Source organism: Geodermatophilus sabuli, from assembly GCF_010686765.1.
Classification (GTDB): Bacteria; Actinomycetota; Actinomycetes; order Mycobacteriales; family Geodermatophilaceae; genus Geodermatophilus; species Geodermatophilus sabuli_A.
On the sequence record NZ_JAAGWF010000027.1, the window covers coordinates 1 to 23,045 of the forward strand.

A 23,045-nucleotide genomic window follows, 5' to 3' on the forward strand; every position below is an offset into this window, starting at 1 on the left:
CCGTAGGCCATGCCGAGGCTGCCGTCCACGAGCTGCGCGCCGAGGCCGACGAGCGCGAGCAGGGTGAGGGTCTTCACAGGGCAGAGCTCCGGAGGCGGGGGACGCGCCCGGATCCCACCGCGAGCACGTCTCGTCGGGTCGGTTCGGGTGTGTCCACGGGAACTCCTCACGGTGGCCGCGGTGTCTGCGGTAGTGGACAGCTTGCTGGCGCCGCCTCGGCCGCGGCAGCCGTCCAGCGGGGGGACGCCACTCCCACAACTGGGGGAGCGGGACGACGTCCGCCCTGCTCATCGCGCTGGACTCTCCGTCGCCACTGCAGGGTCAGCCGGCCGGGGGACGTCGACGCGCGGCCGGGGCCTGCCTCAGCGCGTGGCGGGCAGGACCACGACGCCGTCGTCGTCCGCCCACAGCTGGTCGTGGGGCCGGAACTCGATGCCGCCGAACGTCACCGGGACGTCCTGTTCACCAGCGCCGGTCTTGGTGCTCGTGCGCGGGTTGGAGCCGAGGGCCTTGATCCCCATGGGGATGCCCGCCAGGACGGCGGTGTCGCGGACGGCGCCGTTGACGACGACCCCCGCCCAGCCGTTGTCGGCCGCCGTCCTGGCGATGACGTCGCCCATCAGGGCGGTGTGCACCGACCCGCCGCCGTCGACGACGAGGACCCGGCCCCGGCCCGGTTGCTGCACCGTCGACTTCACCAGCGCGTTGTCCTCGAAGCACCGGATGGTCGTCACGGGTCCGCTGAAGCTGCGATGCGCGCCGAACTGGCGGAACTGCACGTCGCAGGACGCCAGGTCCGTGCCGTGTTCGTCGTACAGGTCAGCGGTGGTGAAGCCCATGCTGGTCCTCGTCTTCGTGGCGGTGCGGGAGGGAGCAGGCTCGCGTGACCGGGCGACCCGTCCCTGGGCAGGCCGCGGGAGAGCGTAGCGACGACGGTCGGCCGTCCGGCGCTACGGTCCGGGCTCGTGACGTCCCCGTACGACTGGTTCGCGGACTGGGTCGAGGACCACGTGATGGTGACGCTGACGGCGACGCGGGGCCCGGACGCGGCGCGGTTGCTGGCCGAGTTCGGCCGGTACGGCTTCGACCAGGGCGAACGCACGCTGGACGCGACGTACGCCCTGTACGAGCCGACCGTCCGGATCGGGTCGGCAGGGGCCTGGGTCTACGCCGTCGAGCCCAGCACGGTGCACGGAGGCGACCCCGCCTTCTCGCAGCGCCTGACGGCGGACGGCGGCGACGCGCTGGCGTTCTGCCTGACCGCGACGATCAGGGCCCTCCACCACTGCCGGGACGGCGAGTACGTGTTCGGCGTCGACATCGACCTCCCCCACGTCCGCTGGGGCCGAGATGAACACGCCTACGACCAGCAGATGGCCGACGCCGGACTGCTCACCCGTGACGGACCTCGACCCGTCGCGGCCGCCGCGGGATTCGTCGATCGCGTCTTCGGCTTCCCCGTCTCCCGCGGCATGCTGGAAGCCCGGCTGCCGTGCGCCACGGTCCGGCCGATCGGAGGCTGACCTCGACCGGGAGCCGGGCTCGCTCCGAGGCCGAGGTGCTCAGGCCTCCTGCTCGACCGTCGCGTGCTCGGCGAGCCATGCGGCCCTCCTGCGGGCGGAGGCCTGGGCGAGCCAGGCGTCCTGCACCAGTTCGGCCAGCTCCTGCCTGGTGATCTCGCCGAGCCGGCTCGCCTGCACCAGCACCGAGTCGTGCCCGTCGAAGTGCGGCGTGGTGAAGAACGGCGTCGTCTCGTCCTGGACGAGGGCCAGCTTGTCGGCCTCGGACTCGACCCAGAAGACGATGACGTCGGGGAGACGTTCCCCGGTCGTGGCGTCCACGGCGTCCGGCCGCGGGGTGCGGAAGAAGACGAAGGACTTCCCACCCACCTGGTACACGGCGTTGCCGCGCGTCCCGTGGACGACGGTCACGTGCGGGAGCCCCATCGCGAGCTCGTGCACGTCCTCCACCCGTGCCGGCCGATCAGCGGTCACGCCGGGCAGCGTAGGAGCCGATCCCGCGGCTGGGCAGGGACAGCACCATGGCAGAGCGGACTCGCGGGATCGTGTGTGACGTGCACCCAGGGGAGCGAGGCGGCGACGGAGGACGTGACGTGAGCGACGAGTCGGCGGTGAGGGTCCGCTCGGCGGAGGCCCGCGATCTCGACGGGGTCCTCGCGATCCAGGAGGAGGACCAGCCGGAGAACGGCGGAACCCTCTCGGCGCGCTTCTCGCGCGAGTGGTTCGCGCAAGCGGCGGAGGACGAGTTCCTCATCGTCGCGGAGGTGGGGGATCGCGTCGCTGGATACGTGGCGTTCACCCCCCGTGAGGCGCAGGCCCACGTCGGGGTCGTCCGCGCCATGCTCCGTGCCCACCCCGACCCCGGCGCGTACCTGCACGGGCCGATCTGCGTGGGCCGCGAGTTCCGCCGGCGCGGGCTGGCGGTCGCGCTGTTCCGCGCCCACCGTGAGCGGATGCACGGTGCTCCCGTCATGGCCTTCATCCGTGCCGACAACGTCTCGTCACGAGCCGCGCACGTGGGGATGGGGATGCGCGAGGTGGCCGAGTTCGAGTGCGACGGCGTCCGGTACGTCGTCGTGGCGGCGTGAGCCGGCGCGCCCACCCGCGTGAGAGTTCCCCCTTCCGCCCGGTGTCACGCCGGGTCCAGGTCGGTCTGGTGCAGGACGGTGCCCCCGACGTCGCGCAGTTGCACCGCCATGACGCCGCTGTCGCCGTCGATGCGGACGTGGCCGAGGAACTGCAGCCCGTCGCTGGGGGGCTGGACGGGTCGATCGGCGGCGCGCGAGAACACGACCTCGGGACCGAAGGTGCTGTCGAGCTCGGTCCGCGGGAAGGTCCCCGCGTGCAGCGGCCCGGACACGAACTCCCAGAACGGGTCGAAGTCGGGAACCGCCGCGCGCTGCGGGTCGTAGTGGTGGGCAGCGGTGTAGTGGACCTCGGCGGTGAGCCAGACGACGTTGCGCACGGCGGAACGCCTCAGGTCCGACAGCAGCCGGGCGATCTCCAGCTCCCGGCCGGATGGCCGGCCGGGGTCCCCGTTGGCGATGCCGTCGTGGGCGACCGGTCCGTCACCGGCCACGAGCCCGATCGGCATGTCGGAGGCGATCACCTTCCACAGCGCGCGGGACGCCCGCAGCCTGCGGCTCAGTGCGACCAGCTGCTCGTCGCCGAGGATGCGGCGGTCGACCGGGCCGTCGTCCCGACCGGAGCCGTCCGGACCGCGGTGGGAGCGCGTGTCCACGCTGAAGACCTCGACCAGGGGCCCGTACCCCAGCACCCGGTCGATCCGGTCCCCGACGAGCGGGACGTACTCGAGGAAGGCCCGGCGGCCCCGGGCGGCGAGGACGTCGACGTCGGTCACCGTGTACCGCTCGTCGGACAGCGTCTCGCCGGGATACCAGTTGTTCGTCACCTCGTGGTCGCTCCAGTGCACGACCGAGGGGACCTCGGCGGCGCAGCGGAGCACGTTGTCGTCGAGCCGGTTGTACCGGTGCTGGCCGCGGTACTCGTCGAGCGTCTCGGCGACCTTGCTCTTCTCCGGCGTCACCACGTTGCGCCACACGCGCCCGTCGGGGAGGTCGACGCGCTCGGCCAGCGGGACGTCGGCGTACACGCTGTCGCCGCAGTGGACGAAGAAGTCCGGTTCCAGCCGGCGCACGGCCTCGAACCCGGTCATCCCGCCGGTGTCGGGAGCGATGCCCCATCCCTGCCCCGCGACGTCCCCGGACCAGGCGAAGCTGACGTCCCGCCGGTCCGTCGGCGCGGTGCGCAGCCGACCGGTGAGCGGCGGGCTGGCGGGGCCCTCCGCGGCGAAGTGCACCCGGTAGAAGAGCTCGGTCCCGGCCGGCAGGCCCTCCAGCAGGACCTTGCCGGCGTGGTCGGTGTCCGGTCCGACGTCGACCGACCAGCGCCCCCGGACGGTGCGGAAGCTCTCCGTCGCGGCGACCTCGACGTCCATCCGGGCGGGGCGGTCGGTCTTGGACCAGATGACGGCCGACGTCGTCGAGACGTCGCCGCTCTGCACACCCCACCGCACCTCGGGCCTCGACCGCCCCAGCGCCGGGACGCCGCTCGTCGTCGGGGCGTTCCCCGTCGTGGGCGGGGAGCCGCCCCCGGACGTGCAGCCGCCCACGCCTCCCGCGACGACCGCAGCCGCCTGCAGCAGGCGCCGGCGGGACAGTCCCGGTGCCGGTGGAGCGCCGCCCTCGGGCGACGGGAGATGGGGAGCCGAGGTCCGGGGCCACTCACTCGTCATGCCGGCGGCGTCCCGTCGGGGATGACGATCCGCGCGGTCACGCCGAAGTGGTCCGACGCCCACAGCGGCGGTGGGGTGGTGCGGAACGGCTGGTCGCCGGTGCGCGCCACGTCGGTGACCGACAGGTCCTCGGAGGCGAGGACGAGGTCGACGCGCGTGTTCTCGCGCCCGACGGCGTCGGCGAACGACGGGGGCTGGCAGCACGTCCACCCGGGGTCGCCTGGTCGCGCCGAGGCCCACGCGTCGTCGAGCACCGCCGTCAGGTCCCGGTAGGTCGGCAGGGTCGCGCCGTCGGCCGGTGAGTTGAAGTCGCCGAGCGCGATCACCGGGTGGGGACTCGCGACGATCCTCGTCACGAACTCCTCGCCCTGCCGGTCCTGGGTCGTGCCGGTGATCGGCTCGACCACCTCGAGGTGGGTGTTGAGGATCCGTACCGTCCGCGTCGGGTCGGGTCGGTAGTCGATCGAGGTCCAGCCGCGGATGGAGTCGGCCCGGCCGATCAGGAAGGTCTCCCGGAACTGTGCGGCATAGCGTCCGTCGTCGGGGTTGCCGACCCTGTCGGCCAGGTCGGCCCGCACCATGAGCACGTCACGATCGGTGAGCCGCACGTCGACCAGGCCGGCTCCCGGGTCCTGCCGCGGGAACTCGACGTCGGTTCCCGTCGACGTGGCCACCGCGGTGTAGGGGACGTCGCGAGCGGTCAGTTCTGCTTGGAGGATGGCCAGGAAGTCGAAGGCCACGTGCGTCGCGTCCGGCGTCGGCTGGGTCAGGACGTCGCCGGGCGTCTGGTCGCGCCAGAGCGTGGCCTCCTGCAGGCCGACGACGTCCGGACGGGACCGCGCGATCTCGTCGGCGAGCGCCCCCGCCCGCGTCGGGAAGTCAGTCGCGAGCAGGTCGGCCCACGCGCGGGTCCCGGCCGCGAGGAGCTCCGGCGTCGACGCCGCCCGGAAGACGTCGCCCACGCTCGCGCCGACGTACAGGTTGCGCGTCATGACGGTCACCTGCACGGCCTCGGGGACCTCGGGGCCCTCGTCCGCCCCGGCGACGCAGGCAGCCAGCGTCGCGACGAGCAGCGAGCCGACGGCGAGCAGCGACCGCGAGCGCAGCGGACGTGCTCGGTCAGGACTCACGGCGGCCTCCCGGGCTGCCCGGACCCAGGCGCGCCGGCCCTCCCGCGAGAAGGGGGTGCGGCCCTGCTGGTCTCGGCCTCACCGGCGTCGGGCTGTGACGAGGTGGCCGAGGTGTTCGATCTGGCGTTCGGTCGAGGGCCGCCAGGGGAACCCGGTGTTCAGGCGCACGAAGTCCCGGTAGCCGCCGCTGGGCGAGAACATCGGGCCGGGGGCGATGCGGATGCCCGCGGCTGCGGCCGCTCCGTGGAGCTCGAGGGCATCGACCCCGTCAGGCAGCTGGAGCCAGAGGACGTGCCCGCCGTCCGGTCGGGTGGCGCAGGTCTGAGGCGGGAAGTGGCGGCTGACTGCGCGGAGGGTGGCGTCCATCTGGTCGCGGTACATGCGGCGCACCCGGCGGAGGTGACGGTCGAAGCCCCCGCCGTCCACGAAGGCGGCGATGGCAAGTTGCGGAGCGGGCGCGGTGGCCTGGTTGACGACCAGCTTGAGCAGTTGCAGCTGATCGCGGTAGCGGCCGGGGATGGCCCAGCCGACCCGCAGGCCCGGGGAGAGCGTCTTGCTGTACGAGCCGCAGTAGAGCACCAGGCCGCGGCGATCGAAGGCCTTGACCGCCCGGGGGCGGGGCCCGGAGAAGGCCAGGTCGCCGTAGACGTCGTCCTCGACCAAGGGGACGTCGTGGGTCTCGAGCAGCCGGACCAGGCGGGCCTTGGCCGCGTCGGGCATGCAGGAGCCGGTCGGGTTGGCGTAGGTGGGGACCAGCGCGACGGCGGCGACCGGTTCGGTGCGCAGCACGTCGGCGAGCTGGTCCAGGTCGATGCCGTGGCGCGGGTGGCTGGCGATCTCGACGGCTCGCAGGCCGAGGGAGGCGAGAACCTCGAGCAAGGCGTAGTAGGTGGGGGACTCGATGGCCACGGTGTCGCCGGGGCGGGTCACCGCCCGGATGGACAGGTAGACGGCCTCCTTGGCGCCGCTGGTGATGACGACGTCGTCGGGGGACACCGCGTAGCCGGCGTCCAGGCCCCGGCGGGCGACCGTCTGCCGCAGGGCGAGGGTGCCCGGCGGGGCGTCATAGGAGTGACAGGCTGACGGCTGGAACCGCAGGGCCTGGCCCAGCAGGCGGTTGAGGGCGTCGACGGGCACCAGCTCGATGCCCTGGACGGCGGCCCCCAGGGTGGGCTCGTGCGGATCACCGATGCCGAGGTTGAGCGTGACCGCCAGAGAGGCGTCCACGTGGCACGCGACGCCCGGGGGAGTGGAGGGCTCCGGCTCGCGCAGGTGCAGGCGGTCGGGTGCGCGCACGTAGTGGCCCGACTGCGGGCGGGCCGCCACGAGTCCCCGGTTCTCCAGGACCTGCAGCGCCGCGAGGGCCGTGGCCACGCTGACCCGGTGCTGCTCCCGCAGCTTGCGCACCGACGGGACGCGGTCGCCGGGCCGGTAGACCCCGGACCGGATGTGGGCCTGGAGGGTGTCGGCGATCTGCTCGTAGAGCGGGGCTGCGCCCGCGGCGCTCACCCGGCGGACTGTATCGGCCTCAGTCGGGCAGCGGCCGGCTTCCGGGCCCGACTGTGCCGGTCCCGAATGGGGCCAACTGTGCATGTCCGGTCGGCGGGCGCGACCCTAGCGTCGGGGCATGCGGACCAGCAGTGAGCGGATCCTGACCACGCACACCGGCAGCCTGCCCCGTCCGGCCGGCCTCGACCGCCACGACCCAGAGGCCGTGCGGGCCGCGGTGCAGACCACCGTGCGCCAGCAGCTGGCGGCCGGCGTCGACAGCGTCAACGACGGCGAGGTGAGCAAGCCCAGCTACGCCACGTACGTGACCGAGCGGCTGTCGGGCTTCGAGGGGGAGCCCGTGCCGCTGGACATGCGCGGTTTCGACGTCTTCCCCGAGTTCGCCCAGCGCACGTTCGGCGACCCGGACCTGGCGGCCGTGATGGCCAACCCCAGCTGCAACGGGCCGGTCGCCTACGTCGACCCGACCGAGGTCCAGGCCGACATCGCCAACCTGCAGGCGGCAGCCGGGGATGCCGGCGAGGTGTTCATGTCCGCGGCGTCGCCCGGCGTCATCGAGATGTTCATGCCGAACCGGCACTACAGCAGCACCGAGGCCTACATCGCGGCGCTGGCCGACGCCATGAAGACCGAGTACGACGCCATCGCCTCCGCCGGCCTGGTCCTCCAGCTCGACTGCCCCGACCTGGCCTGCGCCTGGGCCATCGGCCCTGAGCCGACGCTCCCGGAGTTCCGCCGGGTGGTCACCCAGCGCCTGGAGGCCCTTGACCACGCCACCCGCGACATCCCCCCGGAGCAGATGCGGCTGCACCTGTGCTGGGGCAACTACGAGGGCCCACACCACACCGACATCCCGCTGGCCGACATCATCGACCTCGTCCTGGCCGCCCGACCGGCCGCCATCTCCTTCGAGGCCGCCAACCCCCGCCACGCCCACGAGTGGAAGCTGTTCGAGGACGTCAAACTGCCCGACGGCAAGGTCGTCATCCCCGGGGTGCTCGACTCGAAGACCAACTACATCGAGCACCCCGAGCTGGTCGCCGAGCGTCTCCTCCGCTATGCCGACCTCGTCGGCCGGGAGAACGTCATCGCCGGCAGCGACTGCGGCTTTGCGACCTTCGCCGGGTTCGTCCCCATCGACCCGAGGATCACCTGGGCCAAGCTGGCCGCGATGTCCGAGGGCGCCCGCCTGGCCAGCCAGCAGCTGTGGGCCACATCCAGCGTGCCCTGAGCGGGATTGACCGCACAGCTGTCGGGGCCTGACCACCACCAGGGAGGACGTCGGACCGGCGAAGCGCGGTGGTTTCACCGAACCGCAGACCGCCGAAGGTCAGGTTCTGTGGTCTACGCGCAACGGGGTGTCGACTCCGCTCACGACACGCGTCGGGGGGAGACCAGCCTGTGGCGGTCTCCCCCCGAGTTCTGGCGGTCAGAGACGGCAGTAGCGCCCACCGTCGTTGTAGACCCTCTCCACGAGGCCCGTGTGGTTGAACCTGATCCGCAGGCACCCGTAGCCGGTGTTGGCGGCCTCCATGACACTGCTGAACTGGTTGAACAAGGCGTTGATGAGGATGCTGCATCCCGCACCGGCCGCGTGAGCGACGACTGCCGCGCCAGGGCCGGTGTAGACCGTCACCGCGCCTCCGATCACGGCGCACGCGGCGTATGCACCGGTGTCCACAGCGACCTGGACAGCCAACCGCCACTGCAGGAACGCGTCAGTGAGAGCCTGGGTCTGAGTGCGGGTGAGGTACAACGATCCGGTGCGGATGCCCCAGTCGAAATTCGCGCGGGCAGCTTCAGCCGGGTAGGCCCGGTAGTAGTCGACCATCAGGGCGAACCGGGTTGTGTTGTTGGCATACCGCAGGTCGGGGATGCCGCGCTGCTGCTGGTACGCCTGCAGCGCAGTGATGGTGCTGGGTCCGGCTTGGCCGTCTACGCGAAGTCCTGCGTTTGCGATGGAGTTGAGCGCTCGCTGGAGGACCGCGACGCACTCGCCCTGGGTGCCCATGCCGACGTCGCCGCACATCGGCATCATCGGGTCGAAGCGCCATTGCTGGCCGGTGTCGGTGGTGAACGTCTCCCCTAGGTGGGGCAGGGGCTGAGCGGCGTTCGCGGTGGCGGGGGCGGTGAGGCTCATGCCCAGGAGGATGGCTGCGGCGATGGCGGTGGCGATGAGGCGCTGCCATACCGGTTGACCGGCGGTCCAGGTGAACCGCGTGCGGGTGTCGAGCGCGCCAGTGGACTGCATGGCTACGTCCTTCCTTGAAGTTGCGGCGGGCCGGGTGGTGCGAGGAGGGGTGGTTCAGGAAGCGGCGGGGCGAGTCCGGTTGGTCCACTGCTGGCCGTCGAAATAGCGCTCGACCCCCGCAGTTGCGGACGGGTCCGGCCACCAGCCACCCGAGGTGGCGCCTGCGTTCTGCTGCGGCTGGTAGGAGCCGGTCGTGGGGTAGCCGTGCGCTCCGATGATCACGGGCATACCGGTCATGAGGGAGGGGACGCTACGGCTGGCCATGGCGAGGGAAACGACCCAGCCGATCAGGCTCCAGCCGAGGAGGACGTTGATGACCGCGACGCTGCCCCGATCAGGGACGCGACGCGTGAACGCGATGATCGTGGGGAGCAAGTAGAAGCCCCCGGCGATCAGGAGGAGAATCAGCAGCGCACCGCTGCCGTCGTCACTGGTGGCCGCGTAGATGTCCATGAGGATCGCCTTTTCATCGGGTGAGGCGGCGCCAACGGCACCGATCCGGTGGACAAAGCATGTTGGAAATGGGGGTGGCGGTCTTCGGGAAACTTCTCCAAGTGCAGCCAGTTCTCTTGCCTCACCTACGAACTGACTGACCAGCGGCGGGCCTGGCCTCTTGGGCCAACAGCAAGACATCCTCGCCAGATCGGCCTCTAGGTCTTAGTGCCCGGCCGGGGGGCAAGGGGCAGCCTGGCTAGGCTTGCCCTCCCGCGGTGAGCGGATGGGGAGATGATGGCCGGGCTCGAGGACGACGAGGTCACCGGAAGCTGGTACGACCGTTCCCGTCGCATTGCGGCGTTCGCGTGGCTGTATCACGCCGGCCTGGTGCAACTCGCGGCCGTCGTCCTGCACGGGCGCGGGGACAGGCGGACCCGCGCGGTCTGGTCCAGCTTGGTCGTGCGCGACATGGTGACCGCCGCGCTCTGGCGGCGGCGCACTGCCCCCGCCGCTCTGGCAAGCGTCGCGCTGCTCACCGATGTCGGCGCGGCTGCACTGCTGCGGGACCGGATCTCCGCCTCTCGCATGCAGGCCGACCGATCCATAGGGCAGTTCGGCGTCGCGTCAGGGTGGGCGCTGCTCCTCGACCAACGGAAGGCACGAGTCACCCCGCTGTTGCTCATCCCGCTGGTGCAACAGATGGCGTACTGCCGGATCTGGCGACTCGATCGTCGCAGCACTGCCCAGTACCTCCTGCGGGAGATGGCTTGGGCGACGGCCTCGTTGTGGGCGGTTGCGGGCCTGCGGTCACAACTGGAGGCGGCAGCCCGCACCGAGCAGCGGATCGCGGACGTTCAACGGGAGACGAGAAAGCTGCAGGAGGAGGAGGCTGCCGAGGTCGGGGTGTGGTTCCGTTTCCATGAGCGGCTCTCCGTCTTCAGCAACGTCCGTTCCCGGGCCCAGTTGCAGAGCCTTGCGCAGCCATCGGAGGCACGACCCGGGTACGAGCGGGTCGCGGACCTGGCTCAAGCGGAGCACCACCGCTTCCGGCGTGACCCGTCCTTGATGACACTGAATGCGCTCGTCGCCAGGATGTTGGCCAGCCGACCCCCTGGTGAGGGTTCGTCATGGGCCGATGCACTCGGCAGCGACGAAGTCGTCGAACTGGAAGTCCACATCGACGACGTTCGGTGGCTGGTGGACCTGGCGAAGTCATCGACGAGTCCTTTTGTGATCCAGACCGACATCCGACCCACCGCCGTACATGTGGAGGTCCGTTCGGCACGGTTCGACGTGATGGAGGCGCCCGACGGCTGGTCGGTCGTTGCCGTGGACGCGGGGTCGGTTCTGCGTGGTGCTCTGCCCAGGCTGCTGGCATGACGGCCGAAGACCCGGACCGGTACGACGTCGGACTCGGGTCCTATCGCAGCGTGCTCTTCGGGATCCTCCGTGTGATCGGGACGGAAGCCCTCGCCTGGACCACCTTGGGGATGATCAAAGGTCATACAGCGCCGCGCCGGCTGTTGATCTGCGCCGGGATGAACACCGCCGCAATCGCCAGGCTCGCACGGAAGTTGCGGGCCAGACCTGAGCTGCTCGACGACGCCGGCTGGATCCAACGCGAATCACTGCTGGCGTTCTGCCGATATCTGGTCTACCCGGCCATCACCACCAGACGCAGCTACTGGCGTCGGCCCGCCAGTGACGCGCCGTTCTTCATACAGACCTGGACGCCGATCGCTCTGTACGGAGCAGGGCTCGGAGCTCGCGGCGCGCTCGTCGCAGGCTCGGTCTACGGTCCGCTGGCGCACCTCGCGGCTGCCGCGTTGAACGGGGAACGACAGGATTCCCCGGTCGAGGTCCGCCGTAGCGTTCTCGGGTACTCCGTCGGCACGGTCGTCGCCGGCGTCTTTACCGCCAACATGGCATCCACGCTAAAGGCTGCCCGGACAGACGAGTTGGCGGAGCAAGTCGCTCGCCACGAGAGGCAGCGTGCCGTAGCCGAGAAGGAACTCGCCGAGGTTGCATTCGGTCGATGGAAGGACTCGCTGGCCGACCTCGCTGAAGCAGTCGTGCGTCAACTCGAGCCGGCGGACGCCGTGCAGTTGCTCCGTGAGATAGACGCCGAACTGACCCCGGACATCGATACGGCCGTGACCGCGCGTGGGACCGTCGAGGAGGTGATCGACAGGGCTGAGCGCGACCACGCAGTGCAGGTGACGCGCGACGTCCTCGGGCCCGACCAGGTCAGTCTGCCGTCCCTCCAGGCGATCCACCTGGTGATACACACCGCCCTCGGCAACGTCCGTCGGCATTCTGGAGTAGCGGCGGCCCGGGTGGCCTATCGAGCCTGGCCCGACGGCTTCACCGTCGTCGTCGAGGACGCCGGACGCGGGCCCGGAGAACCGCTCGACATCTTCGACCCACACCACGCGCTCGGCCATGCCGACGCCTATCTGCGCGGCCTCGGCGGAGGACTGAGCCTCGAGCCACGACCAGGCGGCGGGACGATCCTCACTGCTACATGGACGGGAAGATGACAGAACCGACCGACGACTCACCGACCGCAGTTCTGCTGATCGATGACCGCAGTGTGATCCGCGAAGCGGCGGAAGCGCTTCTCCGACCGCACGGCTTCGACGTCCACACCGTCGATGCGGTGGACGCCTTCGAGCGGGCCCTGACCAGCAGGACGTTCGCCATCGTGATGATCGACTACCTCCTGCAGTCCGATCCGGTGAAGCGCCGCGCCGAAGGCACGCCCAATGGGTTGTCTCTGGTGACAGCGGTCCGCGCGACGCAGCCGGGCGCCCGCATCGTGCTCTTCTCCGAAGGCCTCGAGCAGGAGATGGTCCTACGCCAGGCCCGCGAAGCCGGAGTTGACGGGATGATCACAAAAGGAGACACGTGGGAACGGGTGGCCCACGGCTTGAGACAGGTGCTGGATCCGGGTGTCGTCGAGTACGTCTCGCCATCTCTACGCCGGCCCAGCACCCCGCGGCAGACAGGGTTCGGTGCATTGACGCCCGCAGAGGTGAGCTTTCTCAAGAGGTTCGTCGCGCATCCGGGCACGCGCGCGCAGATGATGGCCGACCAAGGTCTGACCCCAGGAAACTTCGACGCCCTGATCAACAGCATCAAGCGCAAGGTCACCGACCACATGAACCTGAGCGGGGACCCGCGCGCCACCGGGGACCGACTGATCTCCAACGAAGTCCTGTTGCAGTGGGCGATGGAACGCGGCGTCGAGTAAGGGGTCATCTCCATACCGCGAATGTGGCGGTGCTGGTCGGGTCGAGGATCCGTCCGCACCCGCTGCACACATCGGGCCACACCATCTTTGCCACCTCGATGGCTGGAACGCCGGCACAGCGGCCGTGGACGGAACCGAGACAGGCCGGACGGAGAAGACGCACGACCCGGGCCTGGTCGGGTTCCCCTCCGCGGGCACGACTGTCATCGCAGTGGCGTCGCCTCGAAACTGGCGTCGGTAAGGCCGCCTTGCGTGACGTGCACGACCGGGCGAGTGGTCCGTCCTCCAAGTCGCGGCAATACCGGGCCGGCGTCGGCCCGATAGCTCAGCGGCGCGAGCGGCAGCTTCGCATCTTCTCCGTGCGTCAAACACTGGCCAGAGCCGCTGATCAGCGGTCAACAGGGCCAGCACCGCCAAGGCACGGAAGGGCGGAGCAGGTCCGGCGCAGCTGCGCAACTGGGCATCTGTACTGGTCGCTGCGTGGAGCGGGTGACCGGGATCGAACCGGCATGGCCAGCTTGGAAGGCGGGGCCTTGTGACCCTATCTGTCCTGGTCAGCGGCTTGCTGAAGCCGCCCGGAAGCCGGATATGACCTATTCATGACCTATCGCTCGGAGGTGGTCCCTCGCTGCCCTTGTCTGGTTCTCCGTCGGCGGCGTGCTGGTAGACGTGGGCGGCGGCGGGGAGGAGTGACCGCCGGCGCATCAGTTCCTTAGAGCTCATTTCAGAATGGCATCCAGGTGCCGGAAGCAGATCAGCGCGCAGGCCAGCTGGAGGAGCCCGAGGTGGAGGTCGGCGCGCCGCTCGTATCGGGTGCGTAGTCGTTTGAAGGCGTGCAGCCAGGCGAAGCCGCGCTCGACGACCCAGCGCTGTTTGCCCAGGCCGGAGCCGTGCGCGACGCCGCGGCGGGCGATCTTCGGGGTGATGCCCCGGTCGCGGAGCTGGCGGCGGTGGATGTCGTAGTCGTAGCCGCGGTCGGCCAGGAGCTGCCGAGGGCGGCGTCGTGGCCGGCCGCGTAGCCCGCGGATCGGCGGTATGGCGTCCACCAGGGGCAGCAGCTGGGTGACGTCGTTGCGGTTGCCGCCGGTGATGCTCACCGCCAGCGGGAGGCCGCCGGCGTCGCAGATCAGGCGGTGCTTGCAGCCAGGACGAGCGCGGTCGACCGGTGATGGGCCGACGTGGGCCCCCTTTGAGCGCGCGCACGTGGGAGCCGTCGATCGCGCAGACGTCGAGGTTCAGCTCGCCGAGTGCGCGTAGCTGGGCCAGCAGCTGCTCGTGCAGGGCGGGCCAGACGCCGGCGGCGGTCCAGTCCCGCAGCCGCCGCCAGCAGGTGATGCCCGAGCAGCCGACCACCGAGGCAGGGAGCTGGTTCCAGGCGATGCCGGTCTTGAGCACGAACACGATGCCGGCCAGGGCGGCCCGGTCATCGACCGGCCGGCGACCCGGATGCCGGTAGCGACGGGGCTTGGGCGGTGGGAGCAGCGGAGCGATCTGCTTCCAGAGCCGGTCAGGGACGAGGTCCTTGATCACCTCCCCGAGGGTCGCCAGCAGCCACCGAGGCGCGAAGCAGACGCGCCGACGTCATTCAGAAACGATCTCTTAGTCGTCGCACCGGTCGCCGGAGCAAGGGTGGCGCTGGTGTGGCGGAGCTCGTGGGGCCGGACGGCCGGCAGGTCGATGGCGTCCGTGGCGCGCCGGAACGTCGAGTTCCAGTGGCTGCCCGCTAGCTAGCCGCCGACCTGGTGGCGAACAGGAGCGCGTCTGGAGTAGCGACGACGTCCTTCTCCAGAGGCTGCTCTAGGCGACCGCAACGGCGTCCAGGAGGTCGCGGTGGAGACGTCAACCAGCGTACCCCTGATGTCGACTTGCTTTCCGGGTCATCGCACCATCACTATAGCTGCGTCGACTCTAGGGGGAGGTCGAGCGTGGCCATCGGATATAACGACGGTCGACTCCTTATTCATCTTCACTTTCAAAAACCGAGCCGCTGGATGCACAGGCGTGTAGAGCGCGTCGACTTCATAAGCGACAACCTGTGTAGACACCACGTCAGCCTAGATTTCGACGTGCAGCGTGCCTCCGTAGTACAAGTTGCGCGGACCGCAGGATGGATGCCGACTTCCCTCTTGCTGCCGCTCGGACTGATGGCCAAAGACCCGCCGCTTACCAGTTTTGACCTTCGCGACGACGCCGGAGTCAGTCGTCCATTGCTCACTAGTCAGGAGACGGCCGAGGCGGCTCACCAGGCACTACGCTACGTGGCATCTAAAATTCTGCAACCTCAGGTTCTGAGCGATGCTAGCCGGCGCACGCTATGGGACATCGTTAGTCGCCCGGCGAGCGAGGCTGAGAGTGCCCTCAAGGGCTGGTATGACCCGACTACGCACACCTATGCAGCCGGCTCGGAGGAGAGTCGCCTCATGGGTGATGCTGCATTCAAGCTGATCGTCAGTGAACTGGTGGATAACTACATCGCCCTGACTCCCATTGATCCAACCACGACACGGCAACTCTTGAAGTACTCTTACGTGTCTGATGTCCCGTGGGAGGCGCCGCGCCTCGTTGATCGAATTTTCGGAACGTCGGCACGGTTTACTTTCCCGGTCGCGGCCGGAGCGAGTTACAGTTACCATTTCGAGCTCGCAGCCCCTGAGAATTCGGATGTTAGACGGCTCGCCTTGAGCGAGGTGGCAGGGGATCCTCCATCAGCAGCAAATGCTAAGAACTTAATGCGTGTTGACGGCAGGCGAGAGCAAATGCACGTATACGCACATGAGGCTGATCGCTCCGCGAACCACGCCGTAGTTGTGGACCTCGTTCCTCAAAGGAGAGGGTTGGTTAGGTACGCCTGGTTCGGCGCTCTCTATGCGAGCGTTGCACTCGTGTCTGGCTACCTTTGGCAACTCTTCACTCGCCGGCTCGAAGACGCCAACGTTGAGGCACTTGGAGCCGCACTGCTACTCGTACCCGCTTTGATAGCTGTCTACGTCAGCCGGCCCGGAGAACATGGTATGGCCGCCCGGTTCGCCTTCGGGGCCCGTGTGGCTATGGTCTTGGCCGCAGCGGCTGCAGTGCTCGGCAGCATTGCACTAGCCTTAGGATTCAAGGGGCTCGCGCTCGCCAACTTCTGGCTCGGCTCAAGCATTGGGGCGGTCCTGCCGACCCTGTACCTGTGGTATGTGTACCGGCGCTCCGGTGAGGTTATTGACTACGAGACCACTCGTGGCTAGGCTGCACGCTTCCCTGAGGAGGGGTCTCATGTCGGTGGTGGCTCGCTGGTTGGACGACCGCCGGGTGGACTTCGGTGTCATGGATGTCGCCGAGGGCAAGCGCCCAGGAGCCGTTCTAGGGGACAAGGACCTACAGCGGCGTGCCGACGACAGGCTGCGCGAGCTTGAGCGCGAGCTCGAGTGTGAGCTCGCCGCCGCTGGCTCACCTAAGTGAGGCAGCGGTAGGGCGGCTGCCTTCGGGGGTCCCGCAGTTGCCTAGGGCCTGCGGGGTTGCTGGCTGCCTTTGACCTTGCACGCAACGTCTGCGCCACGCTCGGCCGTCAAGGAGTTGCTGGCCCGTCGGATCTACAGGGTGGCGCCTGTTAGTCGACGTCACCGTGGCCGCTCGATGTCGTCGTCCCGCGTCCTGGTGATCGCCCCGAGCATGGCGTCGAGGGCGCGGGCGATCTCGGCGTCGCGGTCGTCGGCAGCGTGCTGGTAGACGAGGGCGGCGGCGGGGGAGGAGTGGCCGAGCCGGCGCATGAGCTCCTTGGTGGTCGCGCCGGTGGCCGCGGCGAGGGTGGCCCCGGTGTGCCGCAGCTCGTGCGGCCGGACTGCCGGAAGGCCGATGGCGTCGGCGGCACGCCGGAAGGTCGAGTTCCAGTTGCTGCGGGCGAGATATCCCCCGGAACCGGTGGAGAACAGGAGGGCATCTGGAGAACCGCCTACGTGCTTCTTTAGGTGAACCTCCAGTGACGCCGCGGTCGCGGCGGGGAGGGTCACGGTCCGGCGTCCGGCATCGGTTTTGGGTTCGCCGATCACCCACCGGTTGTCGATGCGCCGGACGGATCGTTCGACGCGAAGCCGGCCGCCGGCCAGGACATCCGACCGGCGTAGTGCGGTGGCCTCACCGAACCGGAGACCACCGAAGGCCAGCACGAGCAACAGCGCTCGATAGCGCTCCGTTCTCCTGTTTCGCCCCAGTTGCTCGGCCAGTCGCAAGGCCTCCGAGGCGGTGAGCGCTCGGGACGGCCGGGTGGCCTTGGGTGTGCCGGCGCCCCGCAGCTTGCACGGGTTGGACGGAATGGCCTCGTCCGCGACCGCCACGTTGAGGATGGCGCGCAGCAGTCGGTAGGACTGAGCCAGAGCAGTCGGGCCGGTCGTTCGGCCGGCCTTTACGTGCCAGGAGCGGACGGCGGCCGGGGTCACCTCCTCAACAGGAACGGCCCCCCAGGCATCGGTCAGGTGGTGACGCCACAGCGACGCGTACAGGCTGCGGGTGCCTTCACGGAGGTCGTTGCGGGCGAGGTAGTCGTCGGCGTACTCGCCGACGGTCCGGCGGCCAGCCTCCGGGGCTCGCCAGCTCTTCCGGACGAGGGCGGCCTCTTGAGCCGACAGCCATGCCCGAGCATCTGCCTTGACGGTGCCGAAGACCTTGGACCGGCGCCGACCGTCCGGCCCGACGTAGCGGGCGCGGTACCGGCCGTTGGGGAGTCGGTCGATGTTCCCGAAGCCTGGTCCTCTGCCCATGCCGTGACCCTGGGCGGCAGGTCAGCGGATGTCCGCCGATGTCATCGCTGGCTGGGGATGCGCCCTTTGTCCACAAGGGCGTCTAGCGCTGACCGCTCCAGGCGCACATACTTGCCGACTTTCACGAAGGCGATCCGGCGCTCGGTGATGAGCCGGCGGATGAATCGCTCTCCCGTGCCGAGGTACTCGCCGGCCTGCGCGACGGTGAGCAGCGGGTCACTCGCGGAGTACCGCTCTTCGCTCATCCGGTGCGCCGTCATGATCGAAGCCTCGTCACAACCCTCCAGTAGGCCTCCAGAACTTTCTCGCCCCGCGGACCCGCTCCAGGCCACTGGCGACCTGCTGCCCGACGCAGACGTCCCTAAGCGGCGCCACGCTCGAGTGCGGGACCTTGTCCGTCACGGGGTAGGAACCGTCGTCAGCCAGCGAGTCCCATGCCTGGGTCTCCTCGCGGTAGGACGCGTCCGTGCTCGCGTAGGCCTCGCGGATGGCCTCGAACCGCGCATGCCGGTCCGCCTCGTCGAGCAGTTCGGCGATCACTTCGGCGGCGGTCATCTGTTGCTGACTTGCCCGTGCGGCGATGCGCTCGCGCAGGCTCCGCGGCACCTTGATGGTGGTCACCGTGTCGGGCATACCGACGAGGATGCCCGCAAGATCCGCGGTAGCGAACACCGACGCCTCGCGATCTCAAGATGCGCCGCTCTCGCCTGGCCGCCGGACCCAACGAGCTCAAGATCACCGACCGACACACCTCATGCACTGTCGGGCCAGCAACTCGTTGTGACGAGTAGATCGAGGCAGCCACGACGTGCGGGTGGGGCTTGGCGCCCGCGGGCGAAGACAACCTCCCATGGTCGCCGCCGTCCCCGTCGCCGAGATGCAAGAGGTGTGATGCCTCGTGATCTTGGAGTCTCCAGTGCTGCTTGGCCCGGGGCGGTCGCGCCGCGAAGCCGGGTCCAGAGCAATGCCTTGCTGGAGCCGACTTAGGCCTCAGGCTTCTCCGTGTCGGCCCGCGTCTTCGTGGGCGTAGCCGAGTGGATCAGCCCCGGCACGTCTGGCCGGCGATAGGCTCGTCTTGGGCGGCTTCATGGGTCTGCTCCTCATGAGCACTCCACCAGCCAGCCGATGGCTTGCCCGGATGCACGCGAATGAACGGCCCCCGAACGGGCGCTGAATCATCGCCTGGCAGCGCTCCCGCGAGGGAGCGGCAGCAGTCGGGGCGCACCCCGGCGTATGTCCTCCGCCAGGGCGCGCATCCTCGAGGCCGCGGTGATCACGAATGCGTTCAGCAGGGCGGTGCTTCCGGGATCAGCGCACGGCCGCAGCGCCGCATCTTGTCGGTGGCGAACCCTAGGCTCGCAGCAACCAACCACGGGGGAATGTCAATGACCGGCTCTTACGCTTCGCACGGACCGACACCCGGCCGATTTCAGGGTGACCGCTTTCAGATTCTTTCACTCGACGGCGGCGGAGCGAGGGCGCTGTTCACTGCACACGTTCTCGCGCACATCGAGGAAGACCTGGGCATCGTGATCACGGACCACTTCGACTTGGTCGCCGGGACCTCGGCCGGAGGCATCGTCGCGCTGGGTCTAGGCGCGGGTCTCAGGCCCAAAGAAATCGCCGAGCACTTCGGTGACCTCGTAGATCGCGTTTTCCCGGCTCGGCTACAACGCCGTGCGCGCTGGAGCCGGCTTCGGCAGCCCGCTTACGACAGCGAAGTCCTTCGTGATGTGCTGCTCGAGGTCCTCGGTCACCGGACTTTGGGCGACAGTTGCATGCGGTTGGTCATCCCGTCGTGGGACATCCAGCGCGGCGAGGTTCACATCTTCAAGACCCGCCACAGCGAACGTCTCACCCGGGATTGGCGAATCGACATGGTTGACGTCGCACTCGCGACCACCGCAGCCCCCACGTACTTCCGAGCAGCCCGTGTCCCCGATGCACCGCTCATCGACGGCGGCGTCTGGGCCAATAACCCTTCTGTATTGGCAATTGGTGAAGCCGTCAGCATGCTGGGCGTTCCGTTAGAGGCTATTCGCGTCTTGAACGTCGGAACCATGGAACCGTTCACGGACAACGCCGACCGACTGGAGAAGGCTGGCATCTTGGGGTGGGGGCCAAAGGCTGCTGGCGTCATCCTCAACGCCAGTAGCCGGGGTGGCATGGGAACCGCCATGCACTTGGTCGGCTTCGATGACTTCGTCCGCTTCGACGCGCCTGTACCGCCGGGCAAGTTCGCCCTCGACCGGATCAACGCACAGTCCGTCCGAGGATATGCGTCCACCACCAGCCGAAACCTCGCCCCCGAGTTCGCCGCCAAGTTCGCCGACCACGCGGCACCTCCCTTTACCCCGCTTCCTCCACCGTCAGCGCCCAGCGGGCCGCGCACCGACACACTGCCCGAAGGAGATTTGTGATGGAACACGTAGGCCACTTCAGGACGCTGCTTGAAGACACCGTCAACCTGCCCGATGGCAAACTAGCCAGCCTTGCTGACCGAGTTGATAAAATTTATGCGGCTATCAAGGCAGCCAAGACCCAATCGCGCGTCCTAAGCAAGAAGCGGCAAGGTTCCTGGGCGCAGCGGACCATCATCAACCCGCCCAAGAACGTCGAGTTCGACGCTGATTTCATGCTCGAACTTAGGGAAGTCGAAGGCTGGACGCCAGCCGACTACAACGACGCCGTGTTCAACGCTCTAGACAATGACCCTGTCTACGGCAGCATGGACGAACCCGTTGAAGCCAAGAACCGTTGCGTCCGCGTCTCATACGCCAACGACATGCACGTAGACGTTGTGCCCTACGTGAACCTCGCGAACGGCGGGGAGCATATCATCAACTCCGAGACCGACGAGTGGGAGGCAAACAACTCTGACGGATTCACACAGTGGATGAAGACAAAAGATGACCTGACCGACGGCAACATGCGTCGAGTCATCAGACTCCTCAAGTATCTCCGCGACCACCACGGGTGGTACGAGGACACGGTCTCAATCATCCTGACCACCGTCGTCGGCAACACGATCAAGCCAGAGAACGTTCTCGCAAATAGTGACTGCTACACCAACGTGCCGGTGACGCTGGCCCGCGTCGTATCCGACCTCGCGACGTGGGTCCGCGCCAATGACACCCGCCCCGAGGTTGAAGCGGACCCCGGTACGACCTTCACGCACCGCTGGACTGAGTCCCGCTACCAGCAGTTCCGCACTGACATCCAGAATCTGGATACGAGGATTGCCGCAGCGCTCGCCGAGACCGACGAAGATGACAGCCTCGACCTTTGGCGCGACCTCTTCGGCGGAGGGTTTAAGGCCCCCGAGTCGTCGACCAAGACGAGCAAGTTTCCGGCACTCGGTACCGGAAGCGGAACCGCGGGGGCAGCGGGTAGTGCAGCCTCAGAAACGTCTACCAGCCGCAGCGGCAAAGTGGGATGACGCGGAAGAGAATCTCACCACCAGCGCTCACTAAGTGGCAGCGGCGAGCGCTGACAGACCTGCGCGCCCAAGCCAAGAATCAGCCGGAAGTCCTCACCATCGGCGCACAAGAGCGCGACGACGACGGCAACGTCTACGTGCGCTTCACGCTGCACACCAAAGATCTACCCGCGCCCAGCGCCGACGGCCTCACCTTCAAGACAGCCGAACAGTTCGTCCTCCTCGTCGCACCTACGGACGACCACCCGCCCACAGTGCTTCTGGAGCATGGCCGGTTCATCGGCATCCCCCACGTCCTGTCCGGTTTCTACCTCTGCCTCTACCTCGACGAGTCCCGTGAATGGGATCCCGAGGTCGGCATCAACGGGAAGAACGGCGTGCTCAGTCGTCTCTGGGACTGGATGGAAAAGGCCGCCCAGAACGACTTTGACCCTGACTCCGCCCTCTTTCACGCAGTCGGAGGGGTCCCACACATCACGCCCGGCACTCCGAGCATCATCGTCAGGCAGCTTCCAGAAACCAGAGCCCGCGTTGCCATCGCCTATCTCAACTGTCGAACCTCCCAGCGGCTCGACCTAGATCGCTACCCGGGACCTGACAGCGAGACAGTTCACACTCCGGTCTTCTTTGCCGACTCCGACATGCCGCTAGGAGCCGGGAATCACTTCCTCGGCCTGCTCCTCGGACTGATCCGGCACCCTCGCCCGCACGGACTCGATGCCTTCATCGCACCACGCCCCACCAGCCAGGTGCACGATCCCGGCCTCGTCGCCCACGCGCTCATCGCGAGCCGCCATCGCACGCGCTCGCACTGGTTCGCGGCGCACAACGTCGAGCCTGTGCCGAGGCCGTATGAGACGACGCCGGACGCTGCCCTGTTCACGACGCTCGCGGCCAGCGCCACTCGCAACCCCGCTGGGACACCGCAGCGCCTCATCCTGGCCGTGCCCCACCCAACGGGAGGACCACGCCACCTACTTGCCCTCCAACTTGCTCCCGCGCTTGCCGACGACCTCCGAGACCTGGTCCGCAACAGAACAACGACACTAATCCCCTATGAGCCCGACCGAATCAACATGGCAGCGCCCATCGAATGGTGCTTTGTGTCGGACGAACGCGCAGCCGTCACGACCCGGCGCGATGCCGGCCGCCCCGTCTCTGCATTGCGCGACAAGACCGTTGCGGTTCTTGGCTGTGGCGGTCTCGGATCGTGGATCGCCGAGTTCGTCGTTCGCGCCGGAGCCAAGCACGTCGTCATCAGCGATTACGGACGGGTCACTGGAGGACTGCTCGTTCGACAGAACTACGTTGAAGACGACAACGGAGGCCCGAAAGCGCTTGGGCTGTATACGCGTCTCAAGGCGATCAGCGACACCGTCCAGATCAATGCACATGGCCATCTCACTACATCCGAACTCACCCAGATCGCACTGACAGCCGACCTAATTATCGACGCAACGGTCAGCCTCAAGATGACGAAGCAGCTGGACACCGTCGCGACCAAGCCTCAGCGAAAGGCGATCATCGCACAAGTCGCTACGGACGCACGCAGCGGAACACTCGGATACGCGACCATCAATCCGCCCGACGGTGACACGACTATGACCGACATGGACCACCACCTGCGCGACCAGGTTCGCGCCGACGGAGCGCTTGAGCGCTACCGGTACTTCTGGGAGGACCCCGCACCTGGCGACGAGTTCGTCCCCACGCGCGGATGCTCAGCGCCGACGTTCCACGGCTCAGCGGCAGATCTCGCTGCACTCGGCGGGGGACTGGCAACCCTTATCGCCAAGCACCTTGCCGTAGCTGCTCAGGGGGCGCACCTAATGGCTCTCCCCCATTCAGACGTAACGCCCGGACACAAGTACCTGCCCTACGAGAGGCCTGTAGTTGGCGCATCACGCCGTGGGTCAGAGCCGACGCTCGCGTGACCCCGCATGCTCCGAGGCTGAGCGAGTGTCCCTGAGTGGGCCGCTCAGGGACAGTTGAACGACCTATTCGAGGGCAACAG

General features: G+C 68.3%; 22 protein-coding genes. 11 read left to right on the top strand and 11 right to left on the bottom strand.

Annotation, left to right across the window (positions count from 1 at the left end):
* Positions 1-362: 362 nt before the first annotated feature.
* Complete coding sequence (gene rraA / locus GCU56_RS20370; RefSeq protein ID WP_163483724.1) at positions 363-839, bottom strand: ribonuclease E activity regulator RraA; 477 nt, start codon at positions 837-839, stop codon at positions 363-365.
* 126 nt (positions 840-965) lie between these two features.
* Between rraA and GCU56_RS20375 the strand changes: the two genes are divergently transcribed.
* The gene (locus GCU56_RS20375) at positions 966-1,523 is read left to right on the top strand and encodes a hypothetical protein (RefSeq protein WP_163483726.1); all 558 of its coding nucleotides are present in this window, start codon (positions 966-968) and stop codon (positions 1,521-1,523) included.
* 39 nt (positions 1,524-1,562) lie between these two features.
* On the opposite strand, the gene GCU56_RS20380 is transcribed toward GCU56_RS20375, so the two are convergent.
* Positions 1,563-1,994, bottom strand: a complete 432-nt coding sequence (locus GCU56_RS20380) for an MmcQ/YjbR family DNA-binding protein (RefSeq protein ID WP_345771975.1) — start codon at positions 1,992-1,994, stop codon at positions 1,563-1,565.
* A gap of 119 nt (positions 1,995-2,113) precedes the next feature.
* Here GCU56_RS20380 and GCU56_RS20385 point away from each other — a divergent pair, with 119 nt between their 5' ends.
* Entirely contained in the window at positions 2,114-2,608 is a 495-nt protein-coding gene (locus GCU56_RS20385) for a GNAT family N-acetyltransferase (protein ID WP_163483728.1), read from the top strand.
* 44 nt (positions 2,609-2,652) lie between these two features.
* Here the strand turns inward: GCU56_RS20385 and GCU56_RS20390 are convergent, their stop codons facing one another.
* From GCU56_RS20390 to GCU56_RS20400, 3 genes are all read right to left on the bottom strand, one after another.
* Entirely contained in the window at positions 2,653-4,044 is a 1,392-nt protein-coding gene (locus GCU56_RS20390; protein ID WP_204332550.1) for an alkaline phosphatase D family protein, read from the bottom strand.
* Between the two features lie 227 nt (positions 4,045-4,271).
* Entirely contained in the window at positions 4,272-5,405 is a 1,134-nt protein-coding gene (locus GCU56_RS20395; RefSeq protein ID WP_163483732.1) for an endonuclease/exonuclease/phosphatase family protein, read from the bottom strand.
* A 78-nt stretch (positions 5,406-5,483) separates the two neighbouring features.
* Entirely contained in the window at positions 5,484-6,914 is a 1,431-nt protein-coding gene (locus GCU56_RS20400) for an aminotransferase class I/II-fold pyridoxal phosphate-dependent enzyme (protein WP_204332551.1), read from the bottom strand.
* 118 nt (positions 6,915-7,032) lie between these two features.
* Between GCU56_RS20400 and GCU56_RS20405 the strand changes: the two genes are divergently transcribed.
* Positions 7,033-8,145, top strand: a complete 1,113-nt coding sequence (locus tag GCU56_RS20405) for a cobalamin-independent methionine synthase II family protein (protein ID WP_163483736.1) — start codon at positions 7,033-7,035, stop codon at positions 8,143-8,145.
* Positions 8,146-8,343: 198 nt separating this feature from the next.
* Here GCU56_RS20405 and GCU56_RS20410 read toward each other — a convergent pair whose 3' ends face one another.
* Together GCU56_RS20410 and GCU56_RS20415 are read right to left on the bottom strand one after the other, a co-directional pair.
* The gene (locus GCU56_RS20410) at positions 8,344-9,165 is read right to left on the bottom strand and encodes a peptidoglycan-binding domain-containing protein (RefSeq protein ID WP_163483738.1); all 822 of its coding nucleotides are present in this window, start codon (positions 9,163-9,165) and stop codon (positions 8,344-8,346) included.
* Positions 9,166-9,219: 54 nt separating this feature from the next.
* Positions 9,220-9,618 carry a superinfection immunity protein gene (locus tag GCU56_RS20415; protein WP_163483740.1) on the bottom strand — a complete coding sequence of 133 codons (399 nt, stop codon included), beginning with the start codon at positions 9,616-9,618 and terminating at the stop codon, positions 9,220-9,222.
* A gap of 276 nt (positions 9,619-9,894) precedes the next feature.
* On the opposite strand from GCU56_RS20415, the gene GCU56_RS20420 reads away from it, so the two are divergent.
* The 3 genes from GCU56_RS20420 to GCU56_RS20430 are packed head-to-tail and all read left to right on the top strand — an operon-like array spanning position 9,895 to position 12,853.
* On the top strand, positions 9,895-10,980 hold the full coding sequence (locus GCU56_RS20420; protein ID WP_163483742.1) for a hypothetical protein: 1,086 nt from the start codon (positions 9,895-9,897) through the stop codon (positions 10,978-10,980).
* On the top strand, positions 10,977-12,140 hold the full coding sequence (locus tag GCU56_RS20425; protein ID WP_163483744.1) for a hypothetical protein: 1,164 nt from the start codon (positions 10,977-10,979) through the stop codon (positions 12,138-12,140). The genes GCU56_RS20420 and GCU56_RS20425 overlap by 4 nt, the downstream gene beginning before the upstream one ends.
* Positions 12,125-12,853 carry a response regulator gene (locus GCU56_RS20430; protein ID WP_163483746.1) on the top strand — a complete coding sequence of 243 codons (729 nt, stop codon included), beginning with the start codon at positions 12,125-12,127 and terminating at the stop codon, positions 12,851-12,853. Before GCU56_RS20425 ends, GCU56_RS20430 begins: the two co-directional genes overlap by 16 nt.
* A gap of 719 nt (positions 12,854-13,572) precedes the next feature.
* Here the strand turns inward: GCU56_RS20430 and GCU56_RS20435 are convergent.
* A protein-coding gene (locus tag GCU56_RS20435; protein ID WP_440588754.1) for an IS5 family transposase occupies positions 13,573-14,383 on the bottom strand; the annotation gives its coding sequence in 2 pieces (ribosomal slippage) (positions 13,573-14,032 and positions 14,031-14,383; 813 coding nt in all).
* Positions 14,384-14,778: 395 nt separating this feature from the next.
* Here GCU56_RS20435 and GCU56_RS20440 point away from each other — a divergent pair.
* The gene (locus GCU56_RS20440) at positions 14,779-16,083 is read left to right on the top strand and encodes a hypothetical protein (RefSeq protein WP_163483750.1); all 1,305 of its coding nucleotides are present in this window, start codon (positions 14,779-14,781) and stop codon (positions 16,081-16,083) included.
* A 28-nt stretch (positions 16,084-16,111) separates the two neighbouring features.
* Positions 16,112-16,297 carry a hypothetical protein gene (locus tag GCU56_RS20445; RefSeq protein WP_163483752.1) on the top strand — a complete coding sequence of 62 codons (186 nt, stop codon included), beginning with the start codon at positions 16,112-16,114 and terminating at the stop codon, positions 16,295-16,297.
* 158 nt (positions 16,298-16,455) lie between these two features.
* On the opposite strand, the gene GCU56_RS20450 is transcribed toward GCU56_RS20445, so the two are convergent.
* The 3 genes from GCU56_RS20450 to GCU56_RS20460 are packed head-to-tail and all read right to left on the bottom strand — an operon-like array spanning position 16,456 to position 18,213.
* Positions 16,456-17,592: a tyrosine-type recombinase/integrase gene (locus tag GCU56_RS20450; RefSeq protein WP_163483755.1), complete on the bottom strand. Its 1,137-nt coding sequence runs from the start codon at positions 17,590-17,592 to the stop codon at positions 16,456-16,458.
* Positions 17,593-17,633: 41 nt separating this feature from the next.
* Positions 17,634-17,852 (bottom strand): excisionase family DNA-binding protein, encoded by a 219-nt coding sequence (locus GCU56_RS20455; protein WP_239522651.1) that lies wholly within the window; start codon positions 17,850-17,852, stop codon positions 17,634-17,636.
* Positions 17,853-17,865: 13 nt separating this feature from the next.
* Positions 17,866-18,213, bottom strand: a complete 348-nt coding sequence (locus tag GCU56_RS20460; RefSeq protein ID WP_163483757.1) for a hypothetical protein — start codon at positions 18,211-18,213, stop codon at positions 17,866-17,868.
* Between the two features lie 764 nt (positions 18,214-18,977).
* On the opposite strand from GCU56_RS20460, the gene GCU56_RS20465 reads away from it, so the two are divergent.
* Genes GCU56_RS20465 through GCU56_RS20475 form a run of 3 tightly spaced genes read left to right on the top strand, consistent with a single transcriptional unit; the run spans position 18,978 to position 22,965 of the window.
* Complete coding sequence (locus GCU56_RS20465; protein WP_204332552.1) at positions 18,978-20,012, top strand: CBASS cGAMP-activated phospholipase; 1,035 nt, start codon at positions 18,978-18,980, stop codon at positions 20,010-20,012.
* Entirely contained in the window at positions 20,012-21,031 is a 1,020-nt protein-coding gene (locus tag GCU56_RS20470; protein ID WP_163483760.1) for an SMODS domain-containing nucleotidyltransferase, read from the top strand. Before GCU56_RS20465 ends, GCU56_RS20470 begins: the two co-directional genes overlap by 1 nt.
* Positions 21,028-22,965, top strand: a complete 1,938-nt coding sequence (locus tag GCU56_RS20475; RefSeq protein WP_163483762.1) for a ThiF family adenylyltransferase — start codon at positions 21,028-21,030, stop codon at positions 22,963-22,965. Before GCU56_RS20470 ends, GCU56_RS20475 begins: the two co-directional genes overlap by 4 nt.
* Positions 22,966-23,045 lie beyond the last annotated feature (80 nt).

Coding starts and splice junctions, on each gene's coding strand:
- GCU56_RS20415 (WP_163483740.1), bottom strand. CDS start 9,618: ATGGACATCTACGCGGCCACCAGTGACGACGGCAGCGGTGCGCTGCTG.
- GCU56_RS20430 (WP_163483746.1), top strand. CDS start 12,125: ATGGACGGGAAGATGACAGAACCGACCGACGACTCACCGACCGCAGTT.
- GCU56_RS20445 (WP_163483752.1), top strand. CDS start 16,112: ATGTCGGTGGTGGCTCGCTGGTTGGACGACCGCCGGGTGGACTTCGGT.
- GCU56_RS20475 (WP_163483762.1), top strand. CDS start 21,028: ATGACGCGGAAGAGAATCTCACCACCAGCGCTCACTAAGTGGCAGCGG.
- GCU56_RS20405 (WP_163483736.1), top strand. CDS start 7,033: ATGCGGACCAGCAGTGAGCGGATCCTGACCACGCACACCGGCAGCCTG.
- rraA (WP_163483724.1), bottom strand. CDS start 839: ATGGGCTTCACCACCGCTGACCTGTACGACGAACACGGCACGGACCTG.
- GCU56_RS20420 (WP_163483742.1), top strand. CDS start 9,895: ATGGCCGGGCTCGAGGACGACGAGGTCACCGGAAGCTGGTACGACCGT.
- GCU56_RS20465 (WP_204332552.1), top strand. CDS start 18,978: ATGACCGGCTCTTACGCTTCGCACGGACCGACACCCGGCCGATTTCAG.
- GCU56_RS20425 (WP_163483744.1), top strand. CDS start 10,977: ATGACGGCCGAAGACCCGGACCGGTACGACGTCGGACTCGGGTCCTAT.
- GCU56_RS20450 (WP_163483755.1), bottom strand. CDS start 17,592: ATGGGCAGAGGACCAGGCTTCGGGAACATCGACCGACTCCCCAACGGC.
- GCU56_RS20470 (WP_163483760.1), top strand. CDS start 20,012: ATGGAACACGTAGGCCACTTCAGGACGCTGCTTGAAGACACCGTCAAC.
- GCU56_RS20455 (WP_239522651.1), bottom strand. CDS start 17,852: ATGACGGCGCACCGGATGAGCGAAGAGCGGTACTCCGCGAGTGACCCG.
- GCU56_RS20410 (WP_163483738.1), bottom strand. CDS start 9,165: ATGCAGTCCACTGGCGCGCTCGACACCCGCACGCGGTTCACCTGGACC.